Genomic DNA, 23,768 nt, shown 5'->3' on the forward strand with positions numbered 1-23,768 from the left:
GCCGCGCCGTCGCGGCCCATCCGTGGGATCACGGCTGCACCACCGTGATCGTGGTCGGGTTGCTGCGGCCGACGCCACGCAGCTGCGGCCGGTACATGTCCTCCACCAGCGGCGGCGGCACCGAGTAGGTTCCCGGCGTCACCGCGCGTACCAGGTAGAACACGTTGGCCTTGCTGCCACGCGAGAGCTTCAGCGCGGCCACATAGCGGTCGTCGCGGAACTCCTCGTGCTTGGTATCGGCCGCTTCACCGCGGTCGCTGATGGTGATGCCATCGACCACCACATCGGCCCACTGCTTGGCGTCACCCAGGTTGAAGTTCTCGATCTCCAGGCCGGCCGGCAGCAGGTCGGTCAGCAGTGCATCCGGCATGGTGGTGTCGGCGGTGACAGTGACGCGCACGATCAGGGCTTCACCTTCCTTCAGCGGGCGCGGCGACCACGGCTTGCCATCGGTACCGTAGTAGCTGCGTTCGACGCCCAGCACGCTGTTGTCCGGCGCCGGTGCACTGCGCGGGATGCCGGCCACGTCGATGCTGGCGAACATCGGCGGCTGGCCCTGCGGGGTGAAGCGCACGCCGCTGGCCAGTTCGCTGGCGGTGAAGTTGCGGCCGAACAGCTTGCGCTCGCCGACGGACTCGCTGTTGCCACCGATCACCAGTTCACCGGCCACCAGTGCCTTCTGGTTGGCCGCCAGGGCCTTGCCGAGGCGGGCAATGGCTACCTGTTCCTGCGTACTCAACCACATCCAGCCGGCACTGCGGCGCGCATCGAGGCCACGGCCCAGATCGACCGCACGCGCGTCCCAGGCCGGCTTGGCCAGCTTGTTCTCGTGTGTCAGCGCGATCATCAGTGCGTCATCGCGGATCGCGCTGCCGTAGTCGCCGAAGTACGACGGACGTTCGCTGCTGGACTTGGCGAAGGCCGCCGCCAGTGCCGCCTGGCCACGCTTGGCATCGCCCTGCAGCGACAGCGCCACGCCCAGGTGGACCAGTGACAGGCCGCCGACTGCCTTGCTGCGCTCGTTGTCGTACAGCGCGCGCAGGGTACCCAGCGGTGCGCGGTTGACCCGGGCCAGCACATAGCCCGAATACGCCTTGTTGGAGAACGTCAGCTTCTCGCGGTCATCCTGGCCGTAGAACTGGTTGCCACCGGACAGCAGGTCCTCGCTGAGGCGATTGAGTGCCTTCTGCAGCACGTTGTCGGGCACCGCAAAGCCGGCGTCCTTGGCATCGAGCAGGAACTCGGTGACATACGGCGTCAGCCACGGATTCACGTAGCCGTCGTCACCCCACATCGAGAAGTTGCCATTGGCCACCTGCATGGACGCCAGGCGACCGAACGCACCTTCCATGCGTTCACGGCGGGCCTTGGCGTCCAGGCCATCGGCGCCGAGCATCGACGACGTCGCCTGGTCCAGGATCAGCGCGGCATAGCCCTTGCTGGTGGTCTGCTCGGCACAGCCGTAGGGATAGTTCAGCGCGCCCTGCAGTGCGCTGGCGAACGGAATCGGCGGCAGCGGGCTGACCAGCAGCCGCGCGTTCACCGACTCGGACATCAGGCCCTCGGTCAGGCTGTTGTCGAGGCTGACCGCAGCCAGCGGATCCAGCGTGCGCACCTGCGAACGCAGCACCTGCGGCCATGCCGCACGCACCGGCAGATCGTAGCGGCGGTCGGCCTTGAAGCCGTTGCCGTCCACGCGCACCCGCACCTTGGCCACGCTGTGGCCTTCGCGTGCGGACAGCGGGAAGCTCAACGTGGTCTTGGCATCGGCATTCAACTGCACGCTGCGACTACCCTCGCCCAGGGTCAGCGGGCCTTCGCTTTCCACCTTCACGTTGAACTGGCCCGGCTTGCCGGTGAAGTTCTGCACGTCCAGGGTCACGGTGCTGCGGTCGCCCGGGGCGAGCACACGCGGCATGCTGGCTTCGGCCAGGATCGGCGCGCGCACCACGGTTTCCACGTCACGCTTGCCGTACTGGTCATCGCTGTAGACCAGTGCCGACACCCGCAGCGTGCCGTTGAAGTCCGGCACCTTCAAGCGGATGCGGGCGATGCCCTTGGCGTCGAGCTGCACCGGGCCGGAGAACAGGTCCACGGTCTGCACGCGTGCGGTCGGGCGCTTGGCCTGCGGAAGTGCCTGCAGCGCCATATCGCCACCGAACTTCAGCTTGCCGGCGCCGCCATCGAAGCTCTCGATCACCCGGCTGTAGATGTCGTAGGCATCGATGCCGAGGCGACGCTGGGCGAAGAAGTGCGCGCCGGCATCGGGCACCGGGAAACGAGTGATGTTGAGGATGCCCACGTCCACCGCCGAGACGGTGACGTGCGCCATCTTGCCGGCCAGCTGCGGCGCGCTGACCGTCACCGGAAGGTCCTGCTCCGGTCGCATCTGCTTGGGCGCTGCCAGGCCGACGGCCACGGTGCGGCCCTTGCGGTCCATCGGCACGTGCACCACGCCCACGGCACGGGCCGGGGTGATCTTGCTCGGCGCACTGCCGCCACGGAACACCAGCGCGGTGATGTAGACGTCGTGGCGCTCCCAGTCGGCGGTGACCGGGATCTTGAAGGTCGAACCCGGCTTGGCCTCGATGTCCTGCACGTACAGCATGCGGTCGGTCTCGACCATCAGGATGCCCTTGCCGGCATGCGGCGGGGTCACCGTCACCTCCAGCGTGTCACCGGCCTTGTAGCCGGTCTTGTCCAGGCCCAGCTTGACCTTGTCCGGGCGTGCGTCCAGGCCGCGGTTGTCGTCACCCCAGCTCCAGCCCGCGCGGAACGGATAGCGGCTGGTCAGGCCGGTGGACGGATCGAACACGTCCACCCGGTACTCGCCCCACTCCACCGGGAAATCGAAGGCGACCGCGCTGCTGCCAGCGTCGACAGTGCGGGTTTCCTTGTTCTCGAAACGGCGGGTGAAATCGTAGTCCCAGCGGTTGTCGTTGAAGGTCCAGTGGTAGTCGCGCAGTTCGCGCACCAGGGTGATCTTCAGGCCCTTGGCCGGCTGCGGCGTGCCGGCGGCATCCACGCGCATCAGTTCGAAGCGTGCGTTGCCGTTGGAGTCAGCACCATCCTCGGGGTTGAACAACGGGCGCACACCGACCAGCGCATTGGCCGGCCACATCACCCGCTTCAGGGTACGGGTGACCGTGCGGCCGCCGGTTTCATACAGGCTGCCGGACAGCACCACGGCAATCGGTGCCTTTGCCTTGGCCGCCTCTTCCGGCAGCGCCACATCCTCACGCAGCTGGCCGTTGCCCGGCAGCGTGGTGTCGATCACGTCCTTGGCTTCGCGCGGCAGCTGCAGGGTCGGGTCACCGAAGAAATAGCCCGGCAGGCCTTCCACCGGCGTCTGTTCGGCGGCCACCGCCATGCGTGCGGTGAAGCGGTTGCCATCGGCCGGTGCCCCGTACAGATAGGCACCATTGGCCTGCAGGCGCAGGTCCTCGCCAGGCTTCAGCGTCTTCTGCGCGCTGTCCAGGTCCAGCTTCATGCGCTCGGGCAGGAACTCCTCGATGCGCAGGGTCATGCCCTGGATCGCTTCCTTGCTGGCCGGGTCGGTGCGGAACTCGACCTGCCAGCGCCCGGTCGGCGCCTCGGCGGGGATCACCTGCTCGAAGTTGATGTAGCCCTGTTCACCCGGCTGCAGACGGGTCTCGCGGAAGGTCTTGCCGTCGGGCTGCTTCAGGCGCAGGAACACCGGTTGCGCCTTGACCGGCTTGCCGTCGTTGTCGCGCAGCAGCGCGGACAGGCGCACGGTCTCGCCCGGGCGGTTCAGGTCGCGGCCGGACCAGGCGTAGACGTCGAACCACGCATTGTCACGGCCGGCCACGGCGAATTCGCTCAGATCCAGCGCCGGCTGGTTGAACGGCAGGAAGCTGGTGTCCTTGCCAGTGCTGGCGACCAGCACGTGGGTGGCATCCAGGGTGTAGTTCAGCAGCGCATTGCCATTGCCGTCGGTGCTGCCCTTCAGCACCACCTCGCCCTTGGCATCGAGCACGCGCAGGTCGATGCCCTTCAGTGGCGCACCGTCCTTGAGGCCGGCGGTGTGGACGAACAGCTTGTCCTTGTAGGCACGGGTATGCAGGCCGATGTCGCTGACCGAGAAGAACGCGGTATCGAATTCGCCTTCGTAGTCGCCGGTGCGCTTGAGCAGGGCGAAGTACAGGCCCGGCTCCTGCAGTTCCTTGATGTCCTGGGTTGGCAGGTAGGTCAGCACCCGCTCATTCTTCTTGCCGCCAAGAATGAAGCGGTTGACGTAGACCGGCTCGGCCAGCTTGTTGATCGGGCTGCGTTCGTAGTCGCTGCTCAGTTCCCAGCTGCCACGGCGGCCGCCACGCTGGTACTGGCTGAAGAAGGTTGGCAGGTCCTTCTCGCGCACGCGCAGGAACTCGACATCGACCTCCGGCACGTTCACCGACACCACCGGCAGGCCACGGCTGTCCTTGGCCGGCAGCACGCTGCCCTGCGACGCGAAACCGACCACCGGCTTCAGCTCGCCGCTGAACACCTTCTGCTTCAGCTCCTTGCCCAGGCGGCTGCCATCAGCGGCCAGCAGGTCGGGCGAGACCACCAGGCTGAATTCCTTGCCGGCCTCGACGAACGGGTAGCGCAGGGTCAGGCCGTCATCGGACAGCGTCCAGCTGCTGTCGTCGGTGCCGACCTTCTCTTCGAAGCGCACCAGCTTGTCGAAGTCCTGGGTGCCGACCAGCGGGCGCGAGAACTCCAGCGCCAGCGACAAGCCGTCATTCTTCTGGTCCGGGTAGGCACGCAGCAGGGTGAACTCCTTCACCTGCTCGGCCTTGGTGGTGATGGCTTCACCGCTGGCCTTGGGCAGCTGCCCGCTGTCGTTGCGGCAGCCGGCCAGGCCCAGCAACAGGCCTCCTGCCAGTACCGCCGCCGCCCATCCCCACCGCTTCCGCCGTGCCGGACCGCTCATGTCGTCACTCCTTGATCGAGGTGGCCATTATAGGCAGGCCGCGTCAAGGTGTTGACGCGAATTCGGCAATTGCCCCAGCTGCAGGTAGTGCCGGCCGCTGGCCGGCAGTCCGGCAGTCCGGCAGTCGCCAACCCTGGTTGGCGTCGGCCGTGCCAACCAAGGTTGGCACCTACCAAAGCAGCCGAGCCACGTGCCCGGCAAGCAGACGTGGCGTCAGATCCACCAAGGCGTTGCTACCCCGGCAGGTACAGGTCCACGTAGTCGGTCACCGGCATCGCCGCCAGCGCCACCGGGTCCAGCGAAGCGGCCAGGATGCGCTGCTGCTGGGCGGTCGGGAAGCGGTGGGCCAGGTGCCGGCGGAACTTGTCCATCAGCAGGGGAATACCTTCCTCGCGGCGGCGAGCGTGGCCGAGCGGATACTCCACCAGCACCTCCGGCAGTTCCATTCCATCGCTGAAGCGCACGCTCAGGCCGTTGGCGATGCTGCGCTTGTCCGGGTCCAGGTAATCGGCGCTGAGCTGCGGATCCTCTTGACAGGTCATCTTCGCGCGCAGCGCGTCGATGCGCGGGTCGGCGGCGACGTCATCCTCGTAGTCCTCGGCCACCAGCCGCCCGTGCAGCAGGGCGATGGCGACCATGTACTGCACGCAGTGGTCGCGGTCGGCCGGATTATGCAGCGGCCCCTGCTTGTCGATGATGCGGATGCAGGCTTCCTGGGTGCGGATGGCGATGTGCGCGATGTCTTCGACCCGTCGCCCGATCGCGCGCAGCTGCTGGTGCAGCGTGATCGCCGCCTCCACCGCGGTCTGGCCGTGGAACTCGGCCGGGTAGCTGATCTTGAACAGCACGTTCTCCATCACATAGCTGCCCAGCGGTCGCTCCAGCGTCAGTGCCTGACCGTGCATGGACACCGCTTCAAAACCCCAGGTGGGTGCGCTGAGCACGCTGGGGTAGCCCATCTCGCCGCTGGCAGCCATCAGCGCCAGGCGCACGCCGCGGCTGGTTGCATCGCCCGCCGCCCAGCTCTTGCGCGAGCCGGTGTTGGGCGCGTGCCGGTAGGTCCGCAACGCCTGGCCGTCGACCCAGGCCAGTGACAGCGCATTGAGCATGCGCTCGCGGTCCAGCCCGAGCAGCTGCGAGACCACCGCGGTGGTGGCGACCTTGACCAGCACCACATGGTCCAGCCCGACCCGGTTGAAGGAATTCTGCAGCGCCAGCACGCCCTGGATCTCGTGCGCCTTGATCATCGCCAGCAGCACGTCGTGCAGGGTCGGCGGCGGGCGGCGCAGGGCCTGCGCGTTGCGCCCCAGCCAATCGCACACAGCCAGGATGCCGCCAAGATTGTCTGAAGGATGGCCCCACTCGGCGGCCAGCCAGGTGTCGTTGAAATCCAGCCAGCGCACCATCGCGCCGAGGTTGAAGGCCGCCTGCACCGGGTCCAGCACGTAGTGCGTACCCGGTACACGCGCGCCGTTGACCACGCTGATGCCCGGCACCAGTGGACCGAGCAGCTTGCTGCAGGCCGGGAAGGACAGCGCTTCCAGCCCGCAGCCCAGCGTGTCGAGCAGGCAGTGGTGTGCGGTCTGGAAGGCCAGCGGCGAGTCGATGCGGGCATCACGCACGTAATCGACGATATCCACCAGCAGCGCATCCCACGCTGCACGCTCGTTGGATGGGGTGTGGCTGTCAGACATCGCAGGTCTCCTTGTCGGGGTACACGGTTGCCCGTGCACCATGCCAACCAAGGTTGGCATCTACCAAAGCAATCGATCTCCTCTGTTCGGTAGTCGCCAACCTTGGTTGGCGTTTACCAACGCATCACTCGGCCGGCACGCGCACCTTGCCTTCCATCAATACGCGGGCGCTGCGGCTCATGATGGCCTTGGTCACCGTCCACTGGCTGTCAACGAGGCCAGCCTGTGCGCCGACGCGCAGCGTGCCGGAGGGATGACCGAAGGTCACCGCTTCGCGTTCGCCACCACCAGCCGCACGATTGACCAGGGTGCCCGGAATCGCCGCTGCAGTGCCGATCGCTACGGCGGCGGTACCCATCATCGCGTGGTGCAGTTTGCCCATCGACAACGCACGCGCGTGCAGGTCGATGGCCGACGCCGGAATCGCCTTGCCACTGGACGACACGTAGTCCTGTGCCGGTGCCACGAAGGCCACCTTCGGCGTGTGCTGGCGGGTCGCCGCGTCTTCCAGGCTCTTGATCAGCCCCATGCGCAAGGCGCCGTAGGCGCGGATCTTCTCGAAGCGCTCCAGTGCTCCCTTGTCCTCGTTGATCGCCGGCTGCAGCTCGGTGCCGGTGTAGCCCAGGTCGGCGGCGTTGAGGAAGATGGTCGGAATGCCGGCGGTGATCATGGTTACCTCGAAGCTGCCCACGCCCGGCACATCCAGGGTATCGACCAGGTTGCCGGTGGGGAACATCGCGCCCGCATCGCCGTCATCGGACGGATCGATGAATTCGAGCTGGATCTCGGCCGCCGGGAAGGTCACGCCGTCCAATTCGAAATCGCCGATTTCCTGCACTTCGCCATCGCGCATCGGCACGTGGGCGATGATGGTCTTGCCGATATTGGCCTGCCAGATGCGCACGGTGCACAGGCCATCGCGTGGCACGCGGGCGGGATCGATCAGCCCGTTGGCGATCGCGAACGGACCCACCGCAGTGCTGAGATTGCCGCAGTTGCCGCTCCAGTCGACGAATGCGGTATCGATCGAGACCTGACCGTACAGGTAGTCCACATCGTGGTCCGGCACAGAAGCGGTGGAGATGATCACGCACTTGCTGGTGCTGGACGTTGCACCGCCCATGCCATCGGTCTGCTTGCCATACGGATCGGGCGAGCCGATCACGCGCATCAGCAGCGCATCGCGTGCGGCGCCCGGCACCTGCGCGGCTTCGGGCAGGTCCTGCAGGCGGAAGAACACGCCCTTGCTGGTGCCACCGCGCATGTAGGTGGCGGGAATACGGAGTTGCGGGAGGAAGGTCATGGATCAGTATCCTGGATGCGACGAACCAATATCGGGGTTGAGCTCCTCGTCTTCGAACAGTGCTTCCATGCCCCGCGAAGCGTTCCAGATGCGCACGATGGAAACGTGCGCAGGTAGCTCCACGTAGTAGACCAGGTAGCCGTCGAAGCGACGAACCGGATGAAAACGCAATGGCGTTGGCAGCGAGGGCAATAGATCCGCATGCAGTGCGGAACCAGCACCTGGGTGGGCCTCGATCAGCTTGACGACGGATTCCACCGCATCGATGAAGCCGATTTCCAGCACTTCTCCGCCCTGATCTGCATACCAAGCTGCTGCCTGGTCAAGATCTCGAACCGCTGCAGGGGACCAGTGCGAAGGTTTCACTTGCGGTTCCGTGCACGCTCACGGAGCTTGTCAAAGTGATCCGGCGCCAGAGGTGCCGAAGGACCAGAAGCCAGCCCCTCGGCAATCAGCTGCTTGAGCAGTTCTTCGGCCTTGCTGCGCTGTCGCTGGCGGATCAGGTCGCGCACATAGTCCGACGTGCTGGAGTAGCCGCCTTCGCGCACTTCCTCGTCCACGAACTGCTTGAGCGGGTCGGTCAGCGAAATGTTCATGGTGGCCATGAAACTCTCCTTTGGCAGTTTTTGCCAAGTCAGTGTGCGCCCTGCCCTGGTGTCGGACAAGCCCGCCCCCGGTCTCCGGGGGCAGGCATTAAGCCCGGCATCACGCCACCTTGGCCCCTTCCAGGAAGTCCTGGGCGAAGCGCTGCAGCACGCCGCCGGCCTCATAGATCGCCACTTCCTCGTCGCTGTCCAGGCGACAGGTGACCGGCACGATCACGTCCTGGCCGTCGCGGCGGTGGATGACCAGGGTCAGCTCGGCACGCGGGGTGCGCTCGCCGATCACGTCAAAGGTCTCGGTGCCGTCGATGCCCAGGGTCAGGCGGGTGGTGCCGGGCTTGAACTCCAGCGGCAGCACGCCCATGCCGATCAGGTTGGTGCGGTGGATGCGTTCGAAGCCCTCGGCCACAATCGCTTCCACGCCGGCCAGGCGCACGCCCTTGGCGGCCCAGTCACGCGAGCTGCCCTGGCCGTAGTCGGCACCGGCGATGATGATCAGCGGCTGCTTGCGGTCCATGTAGGTCTCGATCGCCTCCCACATGCGCATCACCTTGCCTTCCGGCTCCACGCGCGCCAGCGAACCCTGCTTCACGCTGCCGTCGTCGTTGCGCACCATCTCGTTGAACAGCTTCGGGTTGGCGAACGTGGCGCGCTGCGCGGTCAGGTGGTCACCGCGGTGCGTCGCGTAGGAATTGAAGTCCTCTTCCGGCAGACCCATCTTCGCCAGGTATTCGCCGGCGGCGCTGGAGGCCATGATCGCGTTGGACGGCGACAGGTGGTCGGTGGTGATGTTGTCCGGCAGCACCGCCAGCGCGCGCATCCCTGCCAGCGTACGCTCACCGGCCAGTGCACCCTCCCAGTACGGCGGGCGGCGGATGTAGGTGCTCTGCGGGCGCCAGTCGTACAGCGGGCTGACTGCCGCGCCATGCTCCACGCGCACGTTGAACATCGGGTTGTAGACCTTGCGGAACTGCTCGGGCTTCACCGAGGCTTTCACCACCGCGTCGATCTCGGCGTCGCTCGGCCAGATGTCCTTCAGGCGCACCTCGTTGCCATCGGCATCCACGCCCAGCACGTCCTTCTCGATATCGAAGCGGACGGTGCCGGCGATGGCGTAGGCGATCACCAGCGGCGGCGAGGCCAGGAAGGCCTGCTTCGCATACGGATGGATGCGGCCATCGAAGTTGCGGTTGCCCGACAGCACGGCCGTGGCATACAGGTCACGGTCGATGATTTCCTGCTGGATCTTCGGGTCCAGCGCACCACTCATACCGTTGCAGGTGGTGCAGGCGAAGGCGACGATGCCGAAGCCGAGCTGCTCCAGGTCCGGCAGCAGGCCGGATTCTTCCAGGTACAGCTGCACGGCCTTCGAGCCCGGCGCCAGCGACGACTTTACCCACGGCTTGCGCTGCAGGCCACGCGCGTTGGCGTTGCGCGCCAGCAGTGCGGCAGCAATCACGTTGCGCGGGTTGGAGGTATTGGTGCAGCTGGTGATGGCGGCAATGATCACTGCGCCATCGGGCATCAGGCCCTGCGCCTGCTCGGCCTTGCCCGCTTCCAGCTTGGCTTCGTCGGCGATGCCGCGCTCGGCCAGCTCGGCGGTGGCCACGCGCTTGTGCGGGTTGGACGGGCCGGCCATGTTGCGCACCACGCTGGACAGGTCGAAGCGCAGCACGCGCTCGTACTGCGCGGTGGCCAGGTCATCGGCCCACAGGCCGGTGGTGCGCGCGTAGTTCTCAACCAGCGCCACCTGCGATTCCTCGCGGCCGGTCAGGCGCAGGTAATCGGTGGTCTGTGCGTCGATGTAGAACATGGCGGCGGTGGCGCCATATTCGGGGCACATGTTGGAGATGGTGGCGCGGTCACCGATGGTCAGTGCCGCAGCACCCTCGCCGAAGAATTCAAGCCAGGCACCAACCACGCGTTCCTTGCGCAGGAACTCGGTCAAGGCCAGCACCACGTCGGTGGCGGTGATGCCCGGCTGCGGGCGGCCGCTCAGTTCGACGCCGACGGTGTCGGGCAGGCGCATCCACGAGGCACGGCCGAGCATCACGTTCTCTGCCTCCAGGCCGCCAACACCAATCGCGATCACGCCCAGCGCATCCACGTGCGGGGTATGGCTGTCGGTGCCCACGCAGGTATCGGGGAAGGCGACGCCGTCCTGTACGTAGACCACCGGCGACATCTTCTCCAGATTGATCTGGTGCATGATGCCGTTGCCCGGCGGAATCACGTCCACGTTCTGGAATGCCTGCTTGGTCCAGTCGATGAAGTGGAAACGGTCTTCATTGCGACGATCTTCGATCGCGCGGTTCTTCTCGAACGCCTGCGGATCGAAACCACCGCACTCCACCGCCAGCGAGTGATCGACGATCAGCTGCACCGGCACAACCGGGTTGACCTTGGCCGGGTCGCCACCCTTGTCGGCGATCGCATCACGCAGGCCGGCCAGGTCGACCAGCGCGGTCTGGCCGAGGATGTCGTGGCAGACCACGCGCGCCGGGAACCACGGGAAATCGAGGTCGCGACGGCGCTCGATCAGCTGCTTCAGCGAATCGCCGAGCGTGGCCGGATCGCAGCGACGCACCAGGTTCTCGGCCAGCACGCGCGAGGTGTACGGCAGGGTGGCGTAGGCGCCGGGCTGGATCGCATCGACAGCGGCACGCGCGTCGAAATAATCCAGCGCGCTGCCGGGGAGGTTCTTGCGGTAATCGGTATTCATGGGCTGGCGGAGTACTTGGGGCGGGCCGGGTGCCGGCGGTGCGGCGGCGAAAGCACCCGGCCGGCACACGGCCGGCCGGATGGGTGCAGCAGGTGGATCAGACGCGCTTGTCGATGGCGACGAAGTCGCGGTCTTCCGGACCGATGTAGTTGGCGCTCGGGCGGATGATCTTGCCGTCGATACGCTGCTCGACGATGTGCGCGCTCCAGCCGGCGGTGCGGGCGATCACGAACAGGGGAGTGAACATCGCGGTCGGCACGCCCATCATGTGGTAGCTGACCGCGCTGAACCAGTCCAGGTTCGGGAACATCTTCTTGATGTCCCACATCACCGATTCCAGGCGCTCGGCGATGTTGTACATCTTCATGCTCGACTGCTCTTCGGACAGCTCGCGGGCCACGTCCTTGATCACCTTGTTGCGCGGATCAGAGACGGTGTAGACCGGGTGGCCGAAACCGATCACCACTTCCTTGCGCTCGACGCGGGCCTTGATGTCTTCCTCGGCCTCATCGGGACTGTCGTAGCGCTTCTGCACTTCGAACGCCACTTCGTTGGCGCCGCCGTGCTTCGGACCGCGCAGCGCGCCGATGCCACCGCAGATCGCGCTGTACATGTCGCTGCCGGTGCCGGCGATGACGCGGCAGGTGAACGTCGAGGCGTTGAACTCGTGCTCCGCGTACAGGATCAGCGAGGTGTGCATCGCCTTCACCCACGATTCCTGCGGCTTCTCGCCGTGCAGCAGGTGCAGGAAGTGGCCGCCGATCGAGTCATCGTCGGTTTCCACGTCGATGGCGCGGCCGTTGTGGCTCCAGTGGTACCAGTACAGCAGCATCGAACCGAGGCAGGCCATCAGCTTGTCGGCGATGTCGCGTGCACCCGGATGGTTGTGGTCGTCCTTCTCCGGTGCCACGCAGCCGAGCACGGACACGCCGGTGCGCATCACGTCCATCGGGTGCGCCGACGGCGGCAGCTCTTCCAGCGCCGCCTTCACCGCAGCCGGGATGCCACGCAGCGACTTCAGCTTGGCCTTGTACGAAACCAGCTCGGCGCGGGTCGGCAGCTTGCCGTGCACCAGCAGGTAGGCGATTTCCTCGAACTCGCTGGTGTTGGCCAGGTCCAGGATGTCGTAGCCACGGTAGTGCAGGTCGTTGCCACTGCGGCCCACGCTGCACAGCGCGGTGTTGCCGGCAGCGGTGCCGGACAGGGCCACGGACTTCTTCGGCTTGAAGGTCGGGGTTGCGGTCGTATCGTTCATGTTTTCCCTCCGAAAACTGATGGTGCAGGGTACTGCTTATTTCTTGGCGGCGAACAGTGCATCGAGCTGCTGCTCGAAGGCGTGGTAGCCGATGCGGTCGTAGAGTTCTTCGCGGGTCTGCATGGTCTCCACCACGTTGCGCTGATGACCATCGCGGCGCACCGCCTGGTAGACGTTCTCGGCAGCCTTGTTGGCGGCGCGGAAGGCAGACAGCGGGAACAGCTGGATGGCGACGCCGGCCGAGGCCAGTTCATCGCGGCTGAACAGCGGGGTGGCACCGAACTCGGTGATGTTGGCCAGCACAGGCACCTTCACCGCGTCGACGAAGCGACGGTAGGTGTCCAGGTCGTAGGCCGCCTCGGCAAAAATGCCGTCGGCACCGGCCTCGACGCAGGCGATGGCGCGCTCGATGGCCTTGTCCACGCCGTCCACCTGGATGGCGTCGGTACGCGCGATCAGGAAGAAGTCCGGATCGGTCTTGGCATCGGCAGCGGCCTTCACGCGGTCGACCATTTCACCCTGCGAAACGATTTCCTTGCCCGGGCGGTGACCGCAGCGCTTGGCGCCGACCTGGTCTTCGATGTGGCAGGCGGCTGCGCCGGCCTTGATCAGCGACTTCACAGTGCGCGCGATGTTGAACGCGCTCGGACCGAAGCCGGTGTCGATGTCGACCATCAGCGGCAGGTCGCAGACATCGGTGATGCGGCGCACGTCCACCAGCACGTCTTCCAGGGTGTTGATACCCAGGTCCGGCAGACCCAGCGAGCCGGCGGCAACACCACCGCCTGACAGGTAGATCGCGCGGAAGCCGGCGCGCTTGGCCAGCAGGGCGTGGTTGGCGTTGATCGCGCCGATCACCTGCAGCGGCGATTCGGCAGCCAGCGCCTCACGGAAACGGGCACCGGCTGAGAAGGAAGTGGAAGCGGTCATGCGGCAATCCAGGTTGGAGAACGGGTAGGTAGGCGCAAGCACCATGCCAAGCTGCAAGCCGTTGATTTCACGGGGATGACTGCCATGCAACAGTGAAACATATGAAACATTGAAACGGATGTATCATGAAACATCCCGCCGACCTCCCGCCGCCATGTACCTGCCCCGCTCACCCCTGCGCCACGCCGACGCCGACCCCGGTCGCCCGGTGATCTGGACGGTCAGCGTCTCGCGCCTGACCGGCCTGCTCGGCGATGTCATTCCCGAATTCGATCGCCGCGCGCGCATCGAGCAGATCAACCTCGGTTTCGAGGAAGCGGTGGATGTGATCGGCCAACGCCTGCGCCGCGAGCACTGCGACGTGGTCATCGCCGGCGGCTCCAACGCCGCTTGGCTGCGCAGCCGGCTGGAACTGCCGCTGGTGCCGATCCAGGCCAACGGCTTCGACCTGATGGAGGCGCTGGCGCGTGCGCGGCGCATCGCCAGCCGCATCGGCCTGGTCACCCACGCCAGCGACGTGCCGGTGTTCAGCAACTTCCAGCAGAGTTTCGGCCTGGATATCGAGCATCGCCGCTTCGTCACCCGCGAGGACGCACGCGACTGCATTGCCGACCTGCGCGCCAACGGCATCGAAGTGATCGTCGGCACCGGCATGGCCATCGACCACGCCGAACAGGCCGGCCTGCCCGGCGTGCTGCTGTACTCGGCCGACTCGGTGCGGCAAGCGTTTGAACATGCGCTGGAGCTGACCCAGACCCTTGCCCGCTCCAGCGGCAACCGAGCCGCCCCGCGCCGGCGCCCGGCAGCACGTGCCGACACACATGAACTGCTCGGCGACAGCGACGCGATGGCGCAGGTCCGCGCGCAGATCGCGCTGTATGCGCCGCATGACAGCACCGTGCTGGTCACCGGCGAGACCGGCACCGGCAAGGAACTGGTCGCGCGGCAGCTGCACGCCGCCAGCGGCCGTCGTGGGCGCTTCGTCGCGCTGAACTGCGGCGCCATCAGCGAATCACTGCTGGAAGCGGAGCTGTTCGGTTACAGCGATGGCGCCTTCACCGGCGCACGCCGTGGTGGCCGCGTCGGCTTGGTCGAGGCCGCAGACGGCGGCACCCTGTTCCTGGATGAAATCGGCGAACTGCCGCTGCCGCTGCAGACCCGCCTGCTGCGGGTGCTGGAAGAACGTGAAGTGCTGCGCGTGGGCGCCACCGAACCGACCCCGGTGGACCTGCGCGTGGTCGCCGCCACCCTGCAATCGCTGGAGCACCGCGCGGCAGCCGGCAGCTTCCGGCGCGACCTGTATTACCGCCTGGCCGCGCTGCGCATTGCCCTGCCATCGCTGCGCGCCCGGCGCGGTGACATCCCACTGTTGGCGCAGCATTTCTTCCGCCAGCTGCGTGGTATCGACGCGCCACTGGATGCGGAGGCACTGGCGGTGCTGACCACCGCCCAGTGGCCAGGAAACGTGCGCGAATTGCGCAATCTGGTGGATCGGCTGCGCATCCATTGGCAACCCGGTGAAGGGCTGATTGATGCCGCGCGACTGCTGCAGCTGGCACCCGAACTGGTGAATGAGGGCGCCGCTGCGCTACCGGTGGAAAACAACGGCAAGCGGCCGCCGCGTCCGCAGTTGGAAACGCTGTTGCAGGAACACCGCAATGACCGCGAGGGGATGGCGCAGGCGCTGGGCGTCTCACGCACTACGCTGTGGCGCTGGCTGCGCGCGGAGAATCTGTAGAGTCGAGCCATGCTCAACTCCATGGAAAAGCCGAGCATCAATCAACGCTACGTACCGCTTGCCTCACCGAGATACCACATCATGAAGCCATGGAAGCTCTCCCACCGAGGCTGCTCTTGTCCCGTCACAAACTGATCGTGGCGAGCCAGGCTGTAGTCATGTACCTCTTCAGTAGACATATCGTACAAATACATTCCCTCACCCTCGACAGATGACAGCGGAAGAAAATTAACTGGGAGCTCGTACCGATCCCAAACGTACTCAGCCTGGTCTGGAATCTTCGGAATTCCAGGGCCAACGATACGCAACAACTCAAGCCTACCGCTCACGGCAGGCAGCGCGCCATTGATCGCCATGTAGAACATCCACATATCGCAGTGAGGAGCAACGCCCAAGCGACGCATGACCTCGGCCGCCGAAGCGCAATCAGGATTCCGACGATCCGGGTACGCGCGAACTACGCGCTGGATCAGATCATTCATCCGCATTCAATTGCCTCCGCATCACTCAATGTTCAACGCGCCCAGCGCACTTCTATCGCGAATCGTCCACTCCCAACTGCGGCAATCCACAACAGCAGCACACCCAGCGGCACTTCGCTCAGATAGAAGAACCAGCTCAGCCAATCCGGCACGCTCAGCCCGGCAGGAATGCGCGCGATGCCATCAGTCAATGCAGCCACCGCGCAGATACCTGCCAGCAGCAACGCCGAGGGGCGACTGAGCAGGCCCAGCACCAGCAGGCTGCCCGCAATCCATTCAATGCCTCCGAGCACCGGCGCACTGAACACCGGGAACGGAATCCCCGCATCGACCAGCGTATGCACCATGCGCTCACGTCCCGCATCGGTGAACACCTTGTTCCAGCCGGACACGCAGAACATCACCCCGGCGACGATGCGGGCGATCAACAGCAGGAACGCTTCCACGCCGTGACGCAGCGGCGGCACCGCAAACAGGCAACGCCAGGAGGGCATGGCAACTCCGGAAGTCGAGATCATCCATCGGAGTGTGCCGGTTATGGGCCTGCTCGCAGATGAAGCAATCCGGTCCATTTGCGACAGCCTGCTCTTGTGGAGTCGAGGCCTGATCGACTGCCTCATGCGTCGGAGCAGCATCTGAGCATGGCACGGCTCTACAACCGCCGTGCGTCGGTAAGCAGAAGCTCGATTTCCTCCACCTGCACGCCAGGCACCTGCCACGGATGATGCGGCACGATGCCCTGTTCGAAGATGCGCTGCAGCCGCTGCGGATCGCGCGGCAGGCAGAATTCCAGGCGTACGCTGTCGACAACTTCGGTGCGCCCCGCCTCACCCTGTACGGGCGACGCACCCACGCGCGGGCGGAACTGTTCGAAGCCCGGCGCCGACCACCACATGCCGTGCTCGTAGTCGCCGGCCGCCAGCGCATCCACCGCCAGGATGCCCTGCTTCACCGCGCCCAGTGCTGCCGACGGCACGAACACCACCACGCGGTACAGCGGCAGGCGATTCACGCCGATGGCTCCAGCGGCATGCGGAAATAGACGACCCGTTCGGTCTCTTCGAAGCCGCAGGCCCGATGCGCGGCGTGAGCCTGCACGTCTTCCACGCGACTGTCCGAAGCCAGTTCGCGGCAGCCCGCATCGCGCGTCCACGCCTGCACCGCCGCCAGCAGGGCGCGGCCGACGCCGCGGCCTTGCCACTGCGGCTGCACGTACCAGCCCTCCAGGAACCCCACCGGCGAAGACTCGGTACCGTTCACGTAGTCATGGCGCAGGCGCACTTCAGCGAAACCAACCGTCTCGCCATCCGCGGCACAGGCCAAGAACACAGCACCTTCGGCATCTGCCAGCGACTGCGTCAGTTCCTCCAGCGGATCATCGGCATCAGGCCACAGGACGAGACGCAACTGCGCCCATGCGGCCGCATCGGCCGGCGTGGCCTGGCGGATCGTGGGCGCGCTGGCGATCACGGGTACAGCAGGCGCTTGCTCCAGCGCCCTTCGGCGCCGGCTTCATAGCACCAGCGTTCGTGCAGGCGGAACTGCGCGCCGTACCAGAACTCGATGCGGTCAGGCACCACGCGCAGGCCGCTCCAGCCGTCCGGGCGCGGCACGTCCTTGCCTTCGAAGCGGGCTTCGACCTCGGCAACGCGCGCGTCGAACTCTTCGCGCGTTGCCAGCGTCTTCGACTGCTGCGAGGCCCAGGCGCCGATCTGGCTCATGCGTGGACGGCTGGCGAAATAGGCGTCGGCTTCGGCGTCGGCAACCTGCTCGACACGGCCTTCGATGCGCACCTGGATGCCGGCTTCGCGCAGGCTGCGCCACAGGAACAACAGCGCGGCCTGCGGGTTGGCATGAAGTTCCTGGCCCTTGTGGCTGTCCAGGTGGGTGTAGAAGACGAAACCACGCTCGTCGAACGCCTTCAGCAGCACGGTACGTGCCGAGGGACGGCCCTGCGTATCAGCGGTGGCCACGGTCATCGCGTTCGGCTCGACCTCGCGGCTCTGTTTGGCCTCGTCGAACAGGCCGGCAAACGTGGACAGGGCTTCGGCGTACAGGTCGCTCATGATTGCGTTCTTCTCACACGGATTGGGCTATTGTGGCTGCATGGCCGCTGCTGCGTATATGCCCCAGGTGAAAGGATTCCCCGAAACATTGGCCGAACAGGTGCTGGACGATGCACTGGGCAGCGGTGCAGCGGTTCCAGTATTGGCGATCAGCGGCCTGCAGGGGAGCGGCAAATCGACGCTGGCCGCGCAGGTGGTGGCGCGCGCCCAGTCACGCGGTCTGAACGCGGCCACGCTGTCGGTCGATGATGTCTACCTGACCCGCGCACAGCGCCAGCGGCTGGCCCGCCAGGTGCACCCTCTGCTGATCACCCGCGGCCCGCCGGGCACCCATGATCTGCCGCTGGCCCACGCAGTGCTGGACGCCGTGGCCGCACGCCAGCCTTTCGCGATGCCGCGCTTCGACAAGCTGGCCGATGAACGCCTGCCCGAAGCGCAATGGCCGCAGCTGCAGCAACCGCTGGACCTGCTGGTCTTCGAAGGCTGGTTCCTGGGCACGCCCGCACAGGATGACGACGCGCTGGACAGCCCGTTGAACGCGCTGGAACGCGACGCCGACGCCGATGGCCGCTGGCGGCGCTGGTGCAACCAGGCGCTGGCTCGCGACTACCCGGCACTGTGGCAGCGCTGCGACCGCCTGTGGTTCCTGCAGCCACCGGATTTTTCAGTGGTGCCGCGCTGGCGCTGGCAGCAGGAGCAGAACCTGCAGGCCGCGCAGCCGGGCCGGCACGGCATGAGCCGGCCACAGCTGGAGCGCTTCGTGCAGTACTACGAGCGGGTCAGCCGCCAGGCGCTGCATGCCCTGCCCGCCCTGGCCGACCACGTGGTGGTGCTGGACGGCCAGCGCCAAGTGCAGGACGTGCGCTGAGCGCGCCTATTCCACCAGGAAGGTCACCCGCAGATTGACCCGCCATTCGGTGATCTCGCCACTGCCATTGGTGACCACCTTGGTCTCGTTCACCCAGGCGCCCTGGATGCCCTTGACCGTCTCGGAGACCTTCTTCAGCCCGCTGCGCACGGCGTCCTCCACGCTTTTCGGCGAGGAGGCGGTGATTTCGATGACCTTGGCGACCGTCATGGCCTGTACTCCGGCTGGCGCGGGAGACCCCGCAGGAACGCCTACCCTGACGTGAAGAACGTAAAGGTCGGGACACGGAGGTGTTAGCATCACGGGGCATGAATCCTGCTCCGAACCTGATCCTGATCGGCCCGATGGGCGCCGGCAAAACCTGCATCGGCCGCCGCCTGGCCGAGCGCTTCACGCTGGACTTCGTCGATGTCGACCAGGCCATCGTCGATGCCGCCGGCGCAAGCATCCCGACCCTCTTCGAGCACTCCGGCGAAGCCGGCTTCCGCAGCCATGAACGCGAGGCGCTTGCGCGTGTGCTGGAAGGCCGCGGCCAGCTGGTCTCCACCGGTGGCGGCGCGGTGCTGGATCCGGACAACCGTGCGCTGATCGCACGACGCGGCTTCGTGGTCTACCTGCGGGTCAGCGTGGCTGCTCAGCTGGAGCGCCTGGCCCGCGACAAGGGCCGGCCGCTGCTGCAGCGCCCGGACCGCGAGCAGGTGCTGCACGATCTGGCCGCGCACCGCGACCCGCTGTACCGCGAACTGGCCGACCTCACCCTTGATACCGACCCGTACACCGCTGCCGACGCAACCGCCCACCTGGTGGTGAAGCTGGCCACGCAATGGCAGCGCCAGGACCTGACTGCATGACTTCCCCCGCCCTGCTGCAGGTCGCCGTTGGCGGCGACCGCCCCTACACCATCACCATCGGCGCCGGTGCCCAGGCTGACGGCGCCGCGCTTGCCTCACATGTGCGCGGTCGCCATGTGCTGCTGCTCAGCGACAGCGAAGTGGCCCCGCGCTATCTGGATGCCGTGAAGCAGACGCTGTTGGCCGCACGCCCCGACCTGATCGTCGGCGAGCACGTGCTGGCCGCGGGCGAAGCCTCCAAGACCCTGGCCGAATTCGGCCGCGCGATCGAAGCACTGGCCGCGCTCGGCGCCACCCGCGATGCCTGCGTGTTCGCCCTCGGCGGTGGCGTGGTCGGTGATCTGGCCGGTTTCGCCGCGGCCTGCTGGATGCGCGGCGTGGACTGCGTGCAGCTTCCAACCACCCTGTTGGCGATGGTCGATTCGTCGGTGGGCGGCAAGACGGCGGTCGACATCCCGGCCGGCAAGAACCTGGTCGGCGCATTCCATCCGCCGCGTGCGGTCATTGCCGATACCCGCGTGCTGGCTACCCTGCCGCCGCGCGAGCTGCGTGCCGGCCTGGCCGAAGTGGTGAAGTACGGCGCGCTGGGTGACGCGGTGTTCTTCGAATGGCTGCAGCAGCATGCCGATGCACTGGTCGCCGGCGAAGACAACGTGCTCTCCGAAGCCATCGCACGCAGCTGCCGGCACAAGGCTGCGATCGTCGAACGCGATCCGTTCGAGAAGGGCGAGCGTGCCCTGCTCAACCTGGGCCACACCTTCGGTCATGCCATCGAGACCGAGCAGGGCTACTCGGCTCCGGGCCGCGATGCGCTGAACCATGGCGAGGCGGTGGCGGTGGGCATGGTACTGGCCGCGAAGCTGTCCACCGACCTCGGCCTGGCCGATGATGCCGACCGCGCGCGCCTGCAGGCGCTGCTGGAACGCCTCGGTCTGCCGGTGGCGATCCCGGCCGGACTGGACCCGAAGGCCCTGCTCGGCCGCATGCGGCTGGACAAGAAGAACGTGGCCGGCCGCCTGCGCCTGGTGCTGTGGCGCGGCATGGGCCGCGCCGAAGTGGTGCCGGACGTGGATGAAGCGGCGGTGCTGAAGGTGCTGGGCGCGGGCTGACCTTTCCGCGCTCGCCGGGCATGGCCCGGCGCTACCGGGGACGATTCACGAGGTTGCCGGCCAGCGGTCGGCACTACCGCGTTGCGGCCGGGGTCACCCTGGCCCCGCTACAATCGGCCCATGCACGTCTACCTGCAACATCCCGACGCCGGTGCGCAGGCACCGCGCTTCCTGCGCCTGAGCCTGCAGCCGGACCTGCTCGGCGGCTGGGAGCTGCTGCGCGAGAGCGGCCGCGTCGGCAGCCGGTCGCAGCTGCGGCGCGAGCTGTTCCTGCAGGCCGACGAAGCCCGCCATGCCTTCGAGAAGGCCCGCGATGCCGAACTGCATCGCGGCTTCCAGATCCTTTCGCACGGCGACTGACGCCGCTGCCAACTTTCGTCCAAGGAATGCCCATCGTGACCAGCCCTCTCCGCAACGATCGCCTGCTGCGCGCCCTGCGCCGCGAACCGGTGGACTGCACCCCCGTCTGGCTGATGCGCCAGGCCGGCCGCTACCTGCCGGAATACCGTGCGACCCGGGCCAAGGCCGGCAGCTTCCTGGCCATGGCCAAGAATCCGGAGATCGCCTGCGAAGTCACCCTGCAGCCGCTGCGCCGGTTCCCCTTGGACGCGGCCATTCTGTTCTCGGACATCCTCACCATTCCCGATGCGATGGGCCTGGAGCTGTACTTCGTCGAAGGCGAAGGCCCCAAGTTCCGCCACCCGGTACGAGATGAAGCGGCCATCGCCAAGCTGGCGGTGCCGGACATGGAACAGGACCTGGGCTACGTGATGGACGCGGTGCGCCTGATCCGCCGCGAGCTGGACGGACAGGTACCGCTGATCGGCTTCTCCGGCAGCCCGTGGACGCTGGCCTGCTACATGGTGGAAGGCGGCGGCAGCAAGGACTTCGCGCGCATCAAGGCGATGGCACTGAACCATCCGCAGGCCCTGCACCGCCTGCTGGAGGTCACCACCGACGCGGTGATTGCCTACCTCGGCGCGCAGCGCGCGGCCGGTGCGCAGGCGCTGCAGGTGTTCGACACCTGGGGTGGCGTGCTGTCGCCGTCGATGTACCGCGAGTTCTCGCTGCGTTACCTGCAGCGGATTGCGCAGGGCCTGGAGCGTGGCGAAGGCAGCGAGCGCACGCCGCTGATCCTGTTCGGCAAGGGTACCGGCCTGCACCTGGAAGCACTGTCGCAGACCGGCGCCGATGCGCTCGGCCTGGACTGGACACTGGACCTGGACGAGGCCATGCGCCGCACCGGTGGTCGCGTTGCCCTGCAGGGCAACCTCGACCCGACCACGCTGTACGCCTCGCCGGATGCGATCGCCGCCGCTGCAGCACGCGTGCTCGACACCTATGCCGCGGGAAATGGCGGTTCGCGCGAGGGCCATGTATTCAACCTCGGCCACGGCATGTCGCCGGACATGGACCCGGCCCACGTGCAGGTGCTGGTCGACGCGGTGCACGCGCACAGCCAGCGCTGAGCATTCGGCATACGGTTGCGGCGCGATGTTGATCGCGCCGTGACCCGCAGTGCGCGATCATGGCAGCCCCCACGCTGCACCGGCCGCACCCCATGTCCACATCGCCATCGACCTACAACCGCCAGCGCCCCCTGCTGTGGCTGGTGTCCTTGGCGATCTTCATGCAGATGCTGGACTCGACCATCGTCAACACGGCATTGCCGGCGATGGCCGCCAGCCTGGGTGAAAGCCCGCTGCAGATGCAGTCGGTGGTGTTCAGCTACGCGCTGGCAGTGGCCACCTTCATCCCCGCCTCCGGCTGGATCGCCGACCGCTACGGCACCCGCCGTACCTTCCTGGTGGCGATCATCCTGTTCACCCTCGGCTCGCTGGCCTGCGCGCTGGCCCAGCACCTGCACCAGCTGGTCGGTGCGCGCGTGCTGCAGGGCATCGGCGGTGCCATGCTGCTGCCGGTCGGCCGGCTGGCGGTGATGCGTTCGGTGCCGCGCGAGGATTTCCTGCGCGCGATGAGCTTCATCGCCATCCCGGCCCTGGTCGGCCCGCTGATCGGTCCCACGCTGGGCGGCTGGCTGGTCGAGATCGCCTCATGGCACTGGGTGTTCCTGATCAACCTGCCGATCGGCGTGATCGGTTTCATCGCCGCGATGAAGATCATGCCCGACCACTACGCCAGCCATCGCACCCGTTTCGACCTGCGTGGCTACATCATGCTGGCCTTCGCGATGGTGGTGCTGTCACTGGCGCTGGACGGCATCTCCGGGCTCGGTACGCCACATGCACTGGTGATGCTGATGACCGTTGCAGGCCTGGCGGCACTGGTGGGTTACTGGCTGCACGCTGCCAATTCGACGGCGCCGTTGTTCTCGCTGGCGCTGTTCCGCGTACCCAGCTACCGCATCGGCATTCTCGGCAACCTGTTCTCGCGCATCGGCAGCAGCGCCATGCCGATGCTGATCCCGCTGCTGCTGCAGGTCGGCCTCGGCCTGGGCCCGATGAACGCCGGCCTGATGATGGTGCCGGTGGCCGCCGCTGGCATGGTCTCGAAGAAACTGGCAGTGAAACTGGTGGAGCGCTACGGCTACCGTCGCGTGCTGATGGTCAACACCGTGCTGGTAGGCCTGGCCATGGCCAGCTTCATCCTGATGACACCCGGCCAGCACCTGGCCTGGCGCCTGCTGCAGCTGGCGTTCTTCGGCGCGGTCAATTCGCTGCAGTTCACCGTGATGAACACCGTGACCCTGCGTGACCTGGACCGCGAGTTCGCCAGTTCCGGCAACAGCCTGTTGTCGATGGTGATGATGCTCGCGGCCGGCTTCGGTGCTGCTGCGGCCGGCAGCCTACTGGCCGCGTTCGGCAACCACCTGGACGGCAACAGCGCGACTGCCGCGTTGCACGCCACCTTCCTGTGCGTCGGCGCGATCACCCTGACCTCGACGATGATCTTCTGGCAGCTGCCCGATACCAAGCCGGAGCCACGGCAGGTCGAGCACGTCGCGGAGTGAGGGTGGTTCGGCAGGGCCTGCGGCCCTGCACCTGCAGAGGCTTCAAGCCAAGGCAACAGCAACGGCAAAAGCAGGCATTCCGTGGGATGGCGGGGTACTGTGGGTTTGCGGGGCCGCCGTGAACCCGTCCATGGGGGCTTGGTCGTCGCATCCATGCGGCTCACACCCCGCAAACCCACAGCACCCCGCCGTCGACAGTTTCCCGGTGGCCAGTAGATCCACGCCATGCGTGGATGAATCT

The 23,768-nt window shown here is 66.6% G+C and carries 21 protein-coding genes; 7 read left to right on the plus strand and 14 right to left on the minus strand.

Going from position 1 to position 23,768, the window contains the following annotated elements; translation table 11 throughout:
* Window positions 1-28: 28 nt before the first annotated feature.
* From ACZK4H_RS16240 to prpB, 8 genes are all read right to left on the minus strand, one after another.
* A complete protein-coding gene (locus tag ACZK4H_RS16240; protein ID WP_099555332.1) occupies window positions 29-4,936 on the minus strand; it encodes an alpha-2-macroglobulin family protein in 4,908 nt (1,635 codons plus the stop codon).
* Between the two features lie 233 nt (window positions 4,937-5,169).
* The gene (locus tag ACZK4H_RS16245; protein WP_099555329.1) at window positions 5,170-6,630 is read right to left on the minus strand and encodes a bifunctional 2-methylcitrate dehydratase/aconitate hydratase; all 1,461 of its coding nucleotides are present in this window, start codon (window positions 6,628-6,630) and stop codon (window positions 5,170-5,172) included.
* Window positions 6,631-6,754: 124 nt separating this feature from the next.
* Window positions 6,755-7,933 carry a 2-methylaconitate cis-trans isomerase PrpF gene (gene prpF, locus ACZK4H_RS16250; RefSeq protein WP_099555327.1) on the minus strand — a complete coding sequence of 393 codons (1,179 nt, stop codon included), beginning with the start codon at window positions 7,931-7,933 and terminating at the stop codon, window positions 6,755-6,757.
* Window positions 7,934-7,936: 3 nt separating this feature from the next.
* Window positions 7,937-8,299 carry a type II toxin-antitoxin system RelE/ParE family toxin gene (locus ACZK4H_RS16255; protein WP_099555325.1) on the minus strand — a complete coding sequence of 121 codons (363 nt, stop codon included), beginning with the start codon at window positions 8,297-8,299 and terminating at the stop codon, window positions 7,937-7,939.
* Entirely contained in the window at window positions 8,296-8,538 is a 243-nt protein-coding gene (locus ACZK4H_RS16260; RefSeq protein ID WP_005410653.1) for a type II toxin-antitoxin system ParD family antitoxin, read from the minus strand. Before ACZK4H_RS16260 ends, ACZK4H_RS16255 begins: the two co-directional genes overlap by 4 nt.
* A 100-nt stretch (window positions 8,539-8,638) precedes the next feature.
* Window positions 8,639-11,257, minus strand: a complete 2,619-nt coding sequence (gene acnD, locus ACZK4H_RS16265) for a Fe/S-dependent 2-methylisocitrate dehydratase AcnD (protein ID WP_099555323.1) — start codon at window positions 11,255-11,257, stop codon at window positions 8,639-8,641.
* Between the two features lie 97 nt (window positions 11,258-11,354).
* Window positions 11,355-12,512, minus strand: a complete 1,158-nt coding sequence (gene prpC / locus ACZK4H_RS16270) for a bifunctional 2-methylcitrate synthase/citrate synthase (RefSeq protein ID WP_005410655.1) — start codon at window positions 12,510-12,512, stop codon at window positions 11,355-11,357.
* Between the two features lie 36 nt (window positions 12,513-12,548).
* On the minus strand, window positions 12,549-13,442 hold the full coding sequence (prpB, locus tag ACZK4H_RS16275; RefSeq protein WP_099555390.1) for a methylisocitrate lyase: 894 nt from the start codon (window positions 13,440-13,442) through the stop codon (window positions 12,549-12,551).
* A gap of 154 nt (window positions 13,443-13,596) precedes the next feature.
* Between prpB and prpR the strand changes: the two genes are divergently transcribed.
* Complete coding sequence (gene prpR / locus ACZK4H_RS16280; protein ID WP_099555320.1) at window positions 13,597-15,180, plus strand: propionate catabolism operon regulatory protein PrpR; 1,584 nt, start codon at window positions 13,597-13,599, stop codon at window positions 15,178-15,180.
* A gap of 47 nt (window positions 15,181-15,227) precedes the next feature.
* Here the strand turns inward: prpR and ACZK4H_RS16285 are convergent, their stop codons facing one another.
* From ACZK4H_RS16285 to pdxH, 5 genes are all read right to left on the minus strand, one after another.
* The gene (locus ACZK4H_RS16285) at window positions 15,228-15,662 is read right to left on the minus strand and encodes an SMI1/KNR4 family protein (protein WP_239503819.1); all 435 of its coding nucleotides are present in this window, start codon (window positions 15,660-15,662) and stop codon (window positions 15,228-15,230) included.
* Window positions 15,663-15,694: 32 nt separating this feature from the next.
* Window positions 15,695-16,156, minus strand: a complete 462-nt coding sequence (locus ACZK4H_RS16290) for a DoxX family protein (RefSeq protein ID WP_099555317.1) — start codon at window positions 16,154-16,156, stop codon at window positions 15,695-15,697.
* Between the two features lie 158 nt (window positions 16,157-16,314).
* Entirely contained in the window at window positions 16,315-16,674 is a 360-nt protein-coding gene (locus tag ACZK4H_RS16295; RefSeq protein WP_099555315.1) for a YqfO family protein, read from the minus strand.
* Window positions 16,671-17,132, minus strand: a complete 462-nt coding sequence (aac(6')-Iz, locus tag ACZK4H_RS16300) for an aminoglycoside N-acetyltransferase AAC(6')-Iz (protein WP_099474498.1) — start codon at window positions 17,130-17,132, stop codon at window positions 16,671-16,673. The genes ACZK4H_RS16295 and aac(6')-Iz overlap by 4 nt, the downstream gene beginning before the upstream one ends.
* Entirely contained in the window at window positions 17,129-17,728 is a 600-nt protein-coding gene (gene pdxH, locus ACZK4H_RS16305) for a pyridoxamine 5'-phosphate oxidase (RefSeq protein WP_099555313.1), read from the minus strand. The genes aac(6')-Iz and pdxH overlap by 4 nt, the downstream gene beginning before the upstream one ends.
* A 40-nt stretch (window positions 17,729-17,768) precedes the next feature.
* Here pdxH and ACZK4H_RS16310 point away from each other — a divergent pair, with 40 nt between their 5' ends.
* On the plus strand, window positions 17,769-18,596 hold the full coding sequence (locus ACZK4H_RS16310) for a kinase (protein ID WP_099555311.1): 828 nt from the start codon (window positions 17,769-17,771) through the stop codon (window positions 18,594-18,596).
* A gap of 6 nt (window positions 18,597-18,602) precedes the next feature.
* Here ACZK4H_RS16310 and ACZK4H_RS16315 read toward each other — a convergent pair whose 3' ends face one another.
* Window positions 18,603-18,806 (minus strand): dodecin family protein, encoded by a 204-nt coding sequence (locus ACZK4H_RS16315; protein WP_005410663.1) that lies wholly within the window; start codon window positions 18,804-18,806, stop codon window positions 18,603-18,605.
* Between the two features lie 98 nt (window positions 18,807-18,904).
* Between ACZK4H_RS16315 and ACZK4H_RS16320 the strand changes: the two genes are divergently transcribed.
* The 5 genes from ACZK4H_RS16320 to mdtD all read left to right on the plus strand — a co-directional run bounded on the left by ACZK4H_RS16320 (window position 18,905) and on the right by mdtD (window position 23,527).
* A complete protein-coding gene (locus ACZK4H_RS16320; RefSeq protein WP_099555309.1) occupies window positions 18,905-19,447 on the plus strand; it encodes a shikimate kinase in 543 nt (180 codons plus the stop codon).
* On the plus strand, window positions 19,444-20,556 hold the full coding sequence (gene aroB, locus ACZK4H_RS16325) for a 3-dehydroquinate synthase (RefSeq protein WP_099555307.1): 1,113 nt from the start codon (window positions 19,444-19,446) through the stop codon (window positions 20,554-20,556). The genes ACZK4H_RS16320 and aroB overlap by 4 nt, the downstream gene beginning before the upstream one ends.
* 120 nt (window positions 20,557-20,676) lie before the next feature.
* Window positions 20,677-20,916, plus strand: a complete 240-nt coding sequence (locus ACZK4H_RS16330; RefSeq protein WP_099555305.1) for a WGR domain-containing protein — start codon at window positions 20,677-20,679, stop codon at window positions 20,914-20,916.
* A 26-nt stretch (window positions 20,917-20,942) separates the two neighbouring features.
* A complete protein-coding gene (gene hemE / locus ACZK4H_RS16335) occupies window positions 20,943-22,025 on the plus strand; it encodes a uroporphyrinogen decarboxylase (RefSeq protein ID WP_099555303.1) in 1,083 nt (360 codons plus the stop codon).
* A 92-nt stretch (window positions 22,026-22,117) separates the two neighbouring features.
* On the plus strand, window positions 22,118-23,527 hold the full coding sequence (mdtD, locus tag ACZK4H_RS16340; RefSeq protein WP_088430823.1) for a multidrug transporter subunit MdtD: 1,410 nt from the start codon (window positions 22,118-22,120) through the stop codon (window positions 23,525-23,527).
* Window positions 23,528-23,768 lie beyond the last annotated feature (241 nt).

The sequence above is a fragment of the Stenotrophomonas sp. 78350_Sma genome (genome assembly GCF_056482105.1).

What these genes read in the sequence shown, in the direction of transcription:
- ACZK4H_RS16245 (WP_099555329.1), bottom strand. Translation starts at nt 6,630, where the DNA reads ATGTCTGACAGCCACACCCCATCCAACGAGCGTGCAGCGTGGGATGCG.
- ACZK4H_RS16310 (WP_099555311.1), top strand. Translation starts at nt 17,769, where the DNA reads ATGGCCGCTGCTGCGTATATGCCCCAGGTGAAAGGATTCCCCGAAACA.
- pdxH (WP_099555313.1), bottom strand. Translation starts at nt 17,728, where the DNA reads ATGAGCGACCTGTACGCCGAAGCCCTGTCCACGTTTGCCGGCCTGTTC.
- ACZK4H_RS16285 (WP_239503819.1), bottom strand. Translation starts at nt 15,662, where the DNA reads ATGAATGATCTGATCCAGCGCGTAGTTCGCGCGTACCCGGATCGTCGG.
- ACZK4H_RS16320 (WP_099555309.1), top strand. Translation starts at nt 18,905, where the DNA reads ATGAATCCTGCTCCGAACCTGATCCTGATCGGCCCGATGGGCGCCGGC.
- acnD (WP_099555323.1), bottom strand. Translation starts at nt 11,257, where the DNA reads ATGAATACCGATTACCGCAAGAACCTCCCCGGCAGCGCGCTGGATTAT.
- aroB (WP_099555307.1), top strand. Translation starts at nt 19,444, where the DNA reads ATGACTTCCCCCGCCCTGCTGCAGGTCGCCGTTGGCGGCGACCGCCCC.
- prpC (WP_005410655.1), bottom strand. Translation starts at nt 12,512, where the DNA reads ATGAACGATACGACCGCAACCCCGACCTTCAAGCCGAAGAAGTCCGTG.
- prpF (WP_099555327.1), bottom strand. Translation starts at nt 7,933, where the DNA reads ATGACCTTCCTCCCGCAACTCCGTATTCCCGCCACCTACATGCGCGGT.
- ACZK4H_RS16315 (WP_005410663.1), bottom strand. Translation starts at nt 18,806, where the DNA reads ATGACGGTCGCCAAGGTCATCGAAATCACCGCCTCCTCGCCGAAAAGC.
- prpB (WP_099555390.1), bottom strand. Translation starts at nt 13,442, where the DNA reads ATGACCGCTTCCACTTCCTTCTCAGCCGGTGCCCGTTTCCGTGAGGCG.
- ACZK4H_RS16290 (WP_099555317.1), bottom strand. Translation starts at nt 16,156, where the DNA reads ATGCCCTCCTGGCGTTGCCTGTTTGCGGTGCCGCCGCTGCGTCACGGC.
- ACZK4H_RS16260 (WP_005410653.1), bottom strand. Translation starts at nt 8,538, where the DNA reads ATGGCCACCATGAACATTTCGCTGACCGACCCGCTCAAGCAGTTCGTG.
- mdtD (WP_088430823.1), top strand. Translation starts at nt 22,118, where the DNA reads ATGTCCACATCGCCATCGACCTACAACCGCCAGCGCCCCCTGCTGTGG.
- hemE (WP_099555303.1), top strand. Translation starts at nt 20,943, where the DNA reads ATGCCCATCGTGACCAGCCCTCTCCGCAACGATCGCCTGCTGCGCGCC.
- prpR (WP_099555320.1), top strand. Translation starts at nt 13,597, where the DNA reads ATGTACCTGCCCCGCTCACCCCTGCGCCACGCCGACGCCGACCCCGGT.
- ACZK4H_RS16240 (WP_099555332.1), bottom strand. Translation starts at nt 4,936, where the DNA reads ATGAGCGGTCCGGCACGGCGGAAGCGGTGGGGATGGGCGGCGGCGGTA.
- ACZK4H_RS16330 (WP_099555305.1), top strand. Translation starts at nt 20,677, where the DNA reads ATGCACGTCTACCTGCAACATCCCGACGCCGGTGCGCAGGCACCGCGC.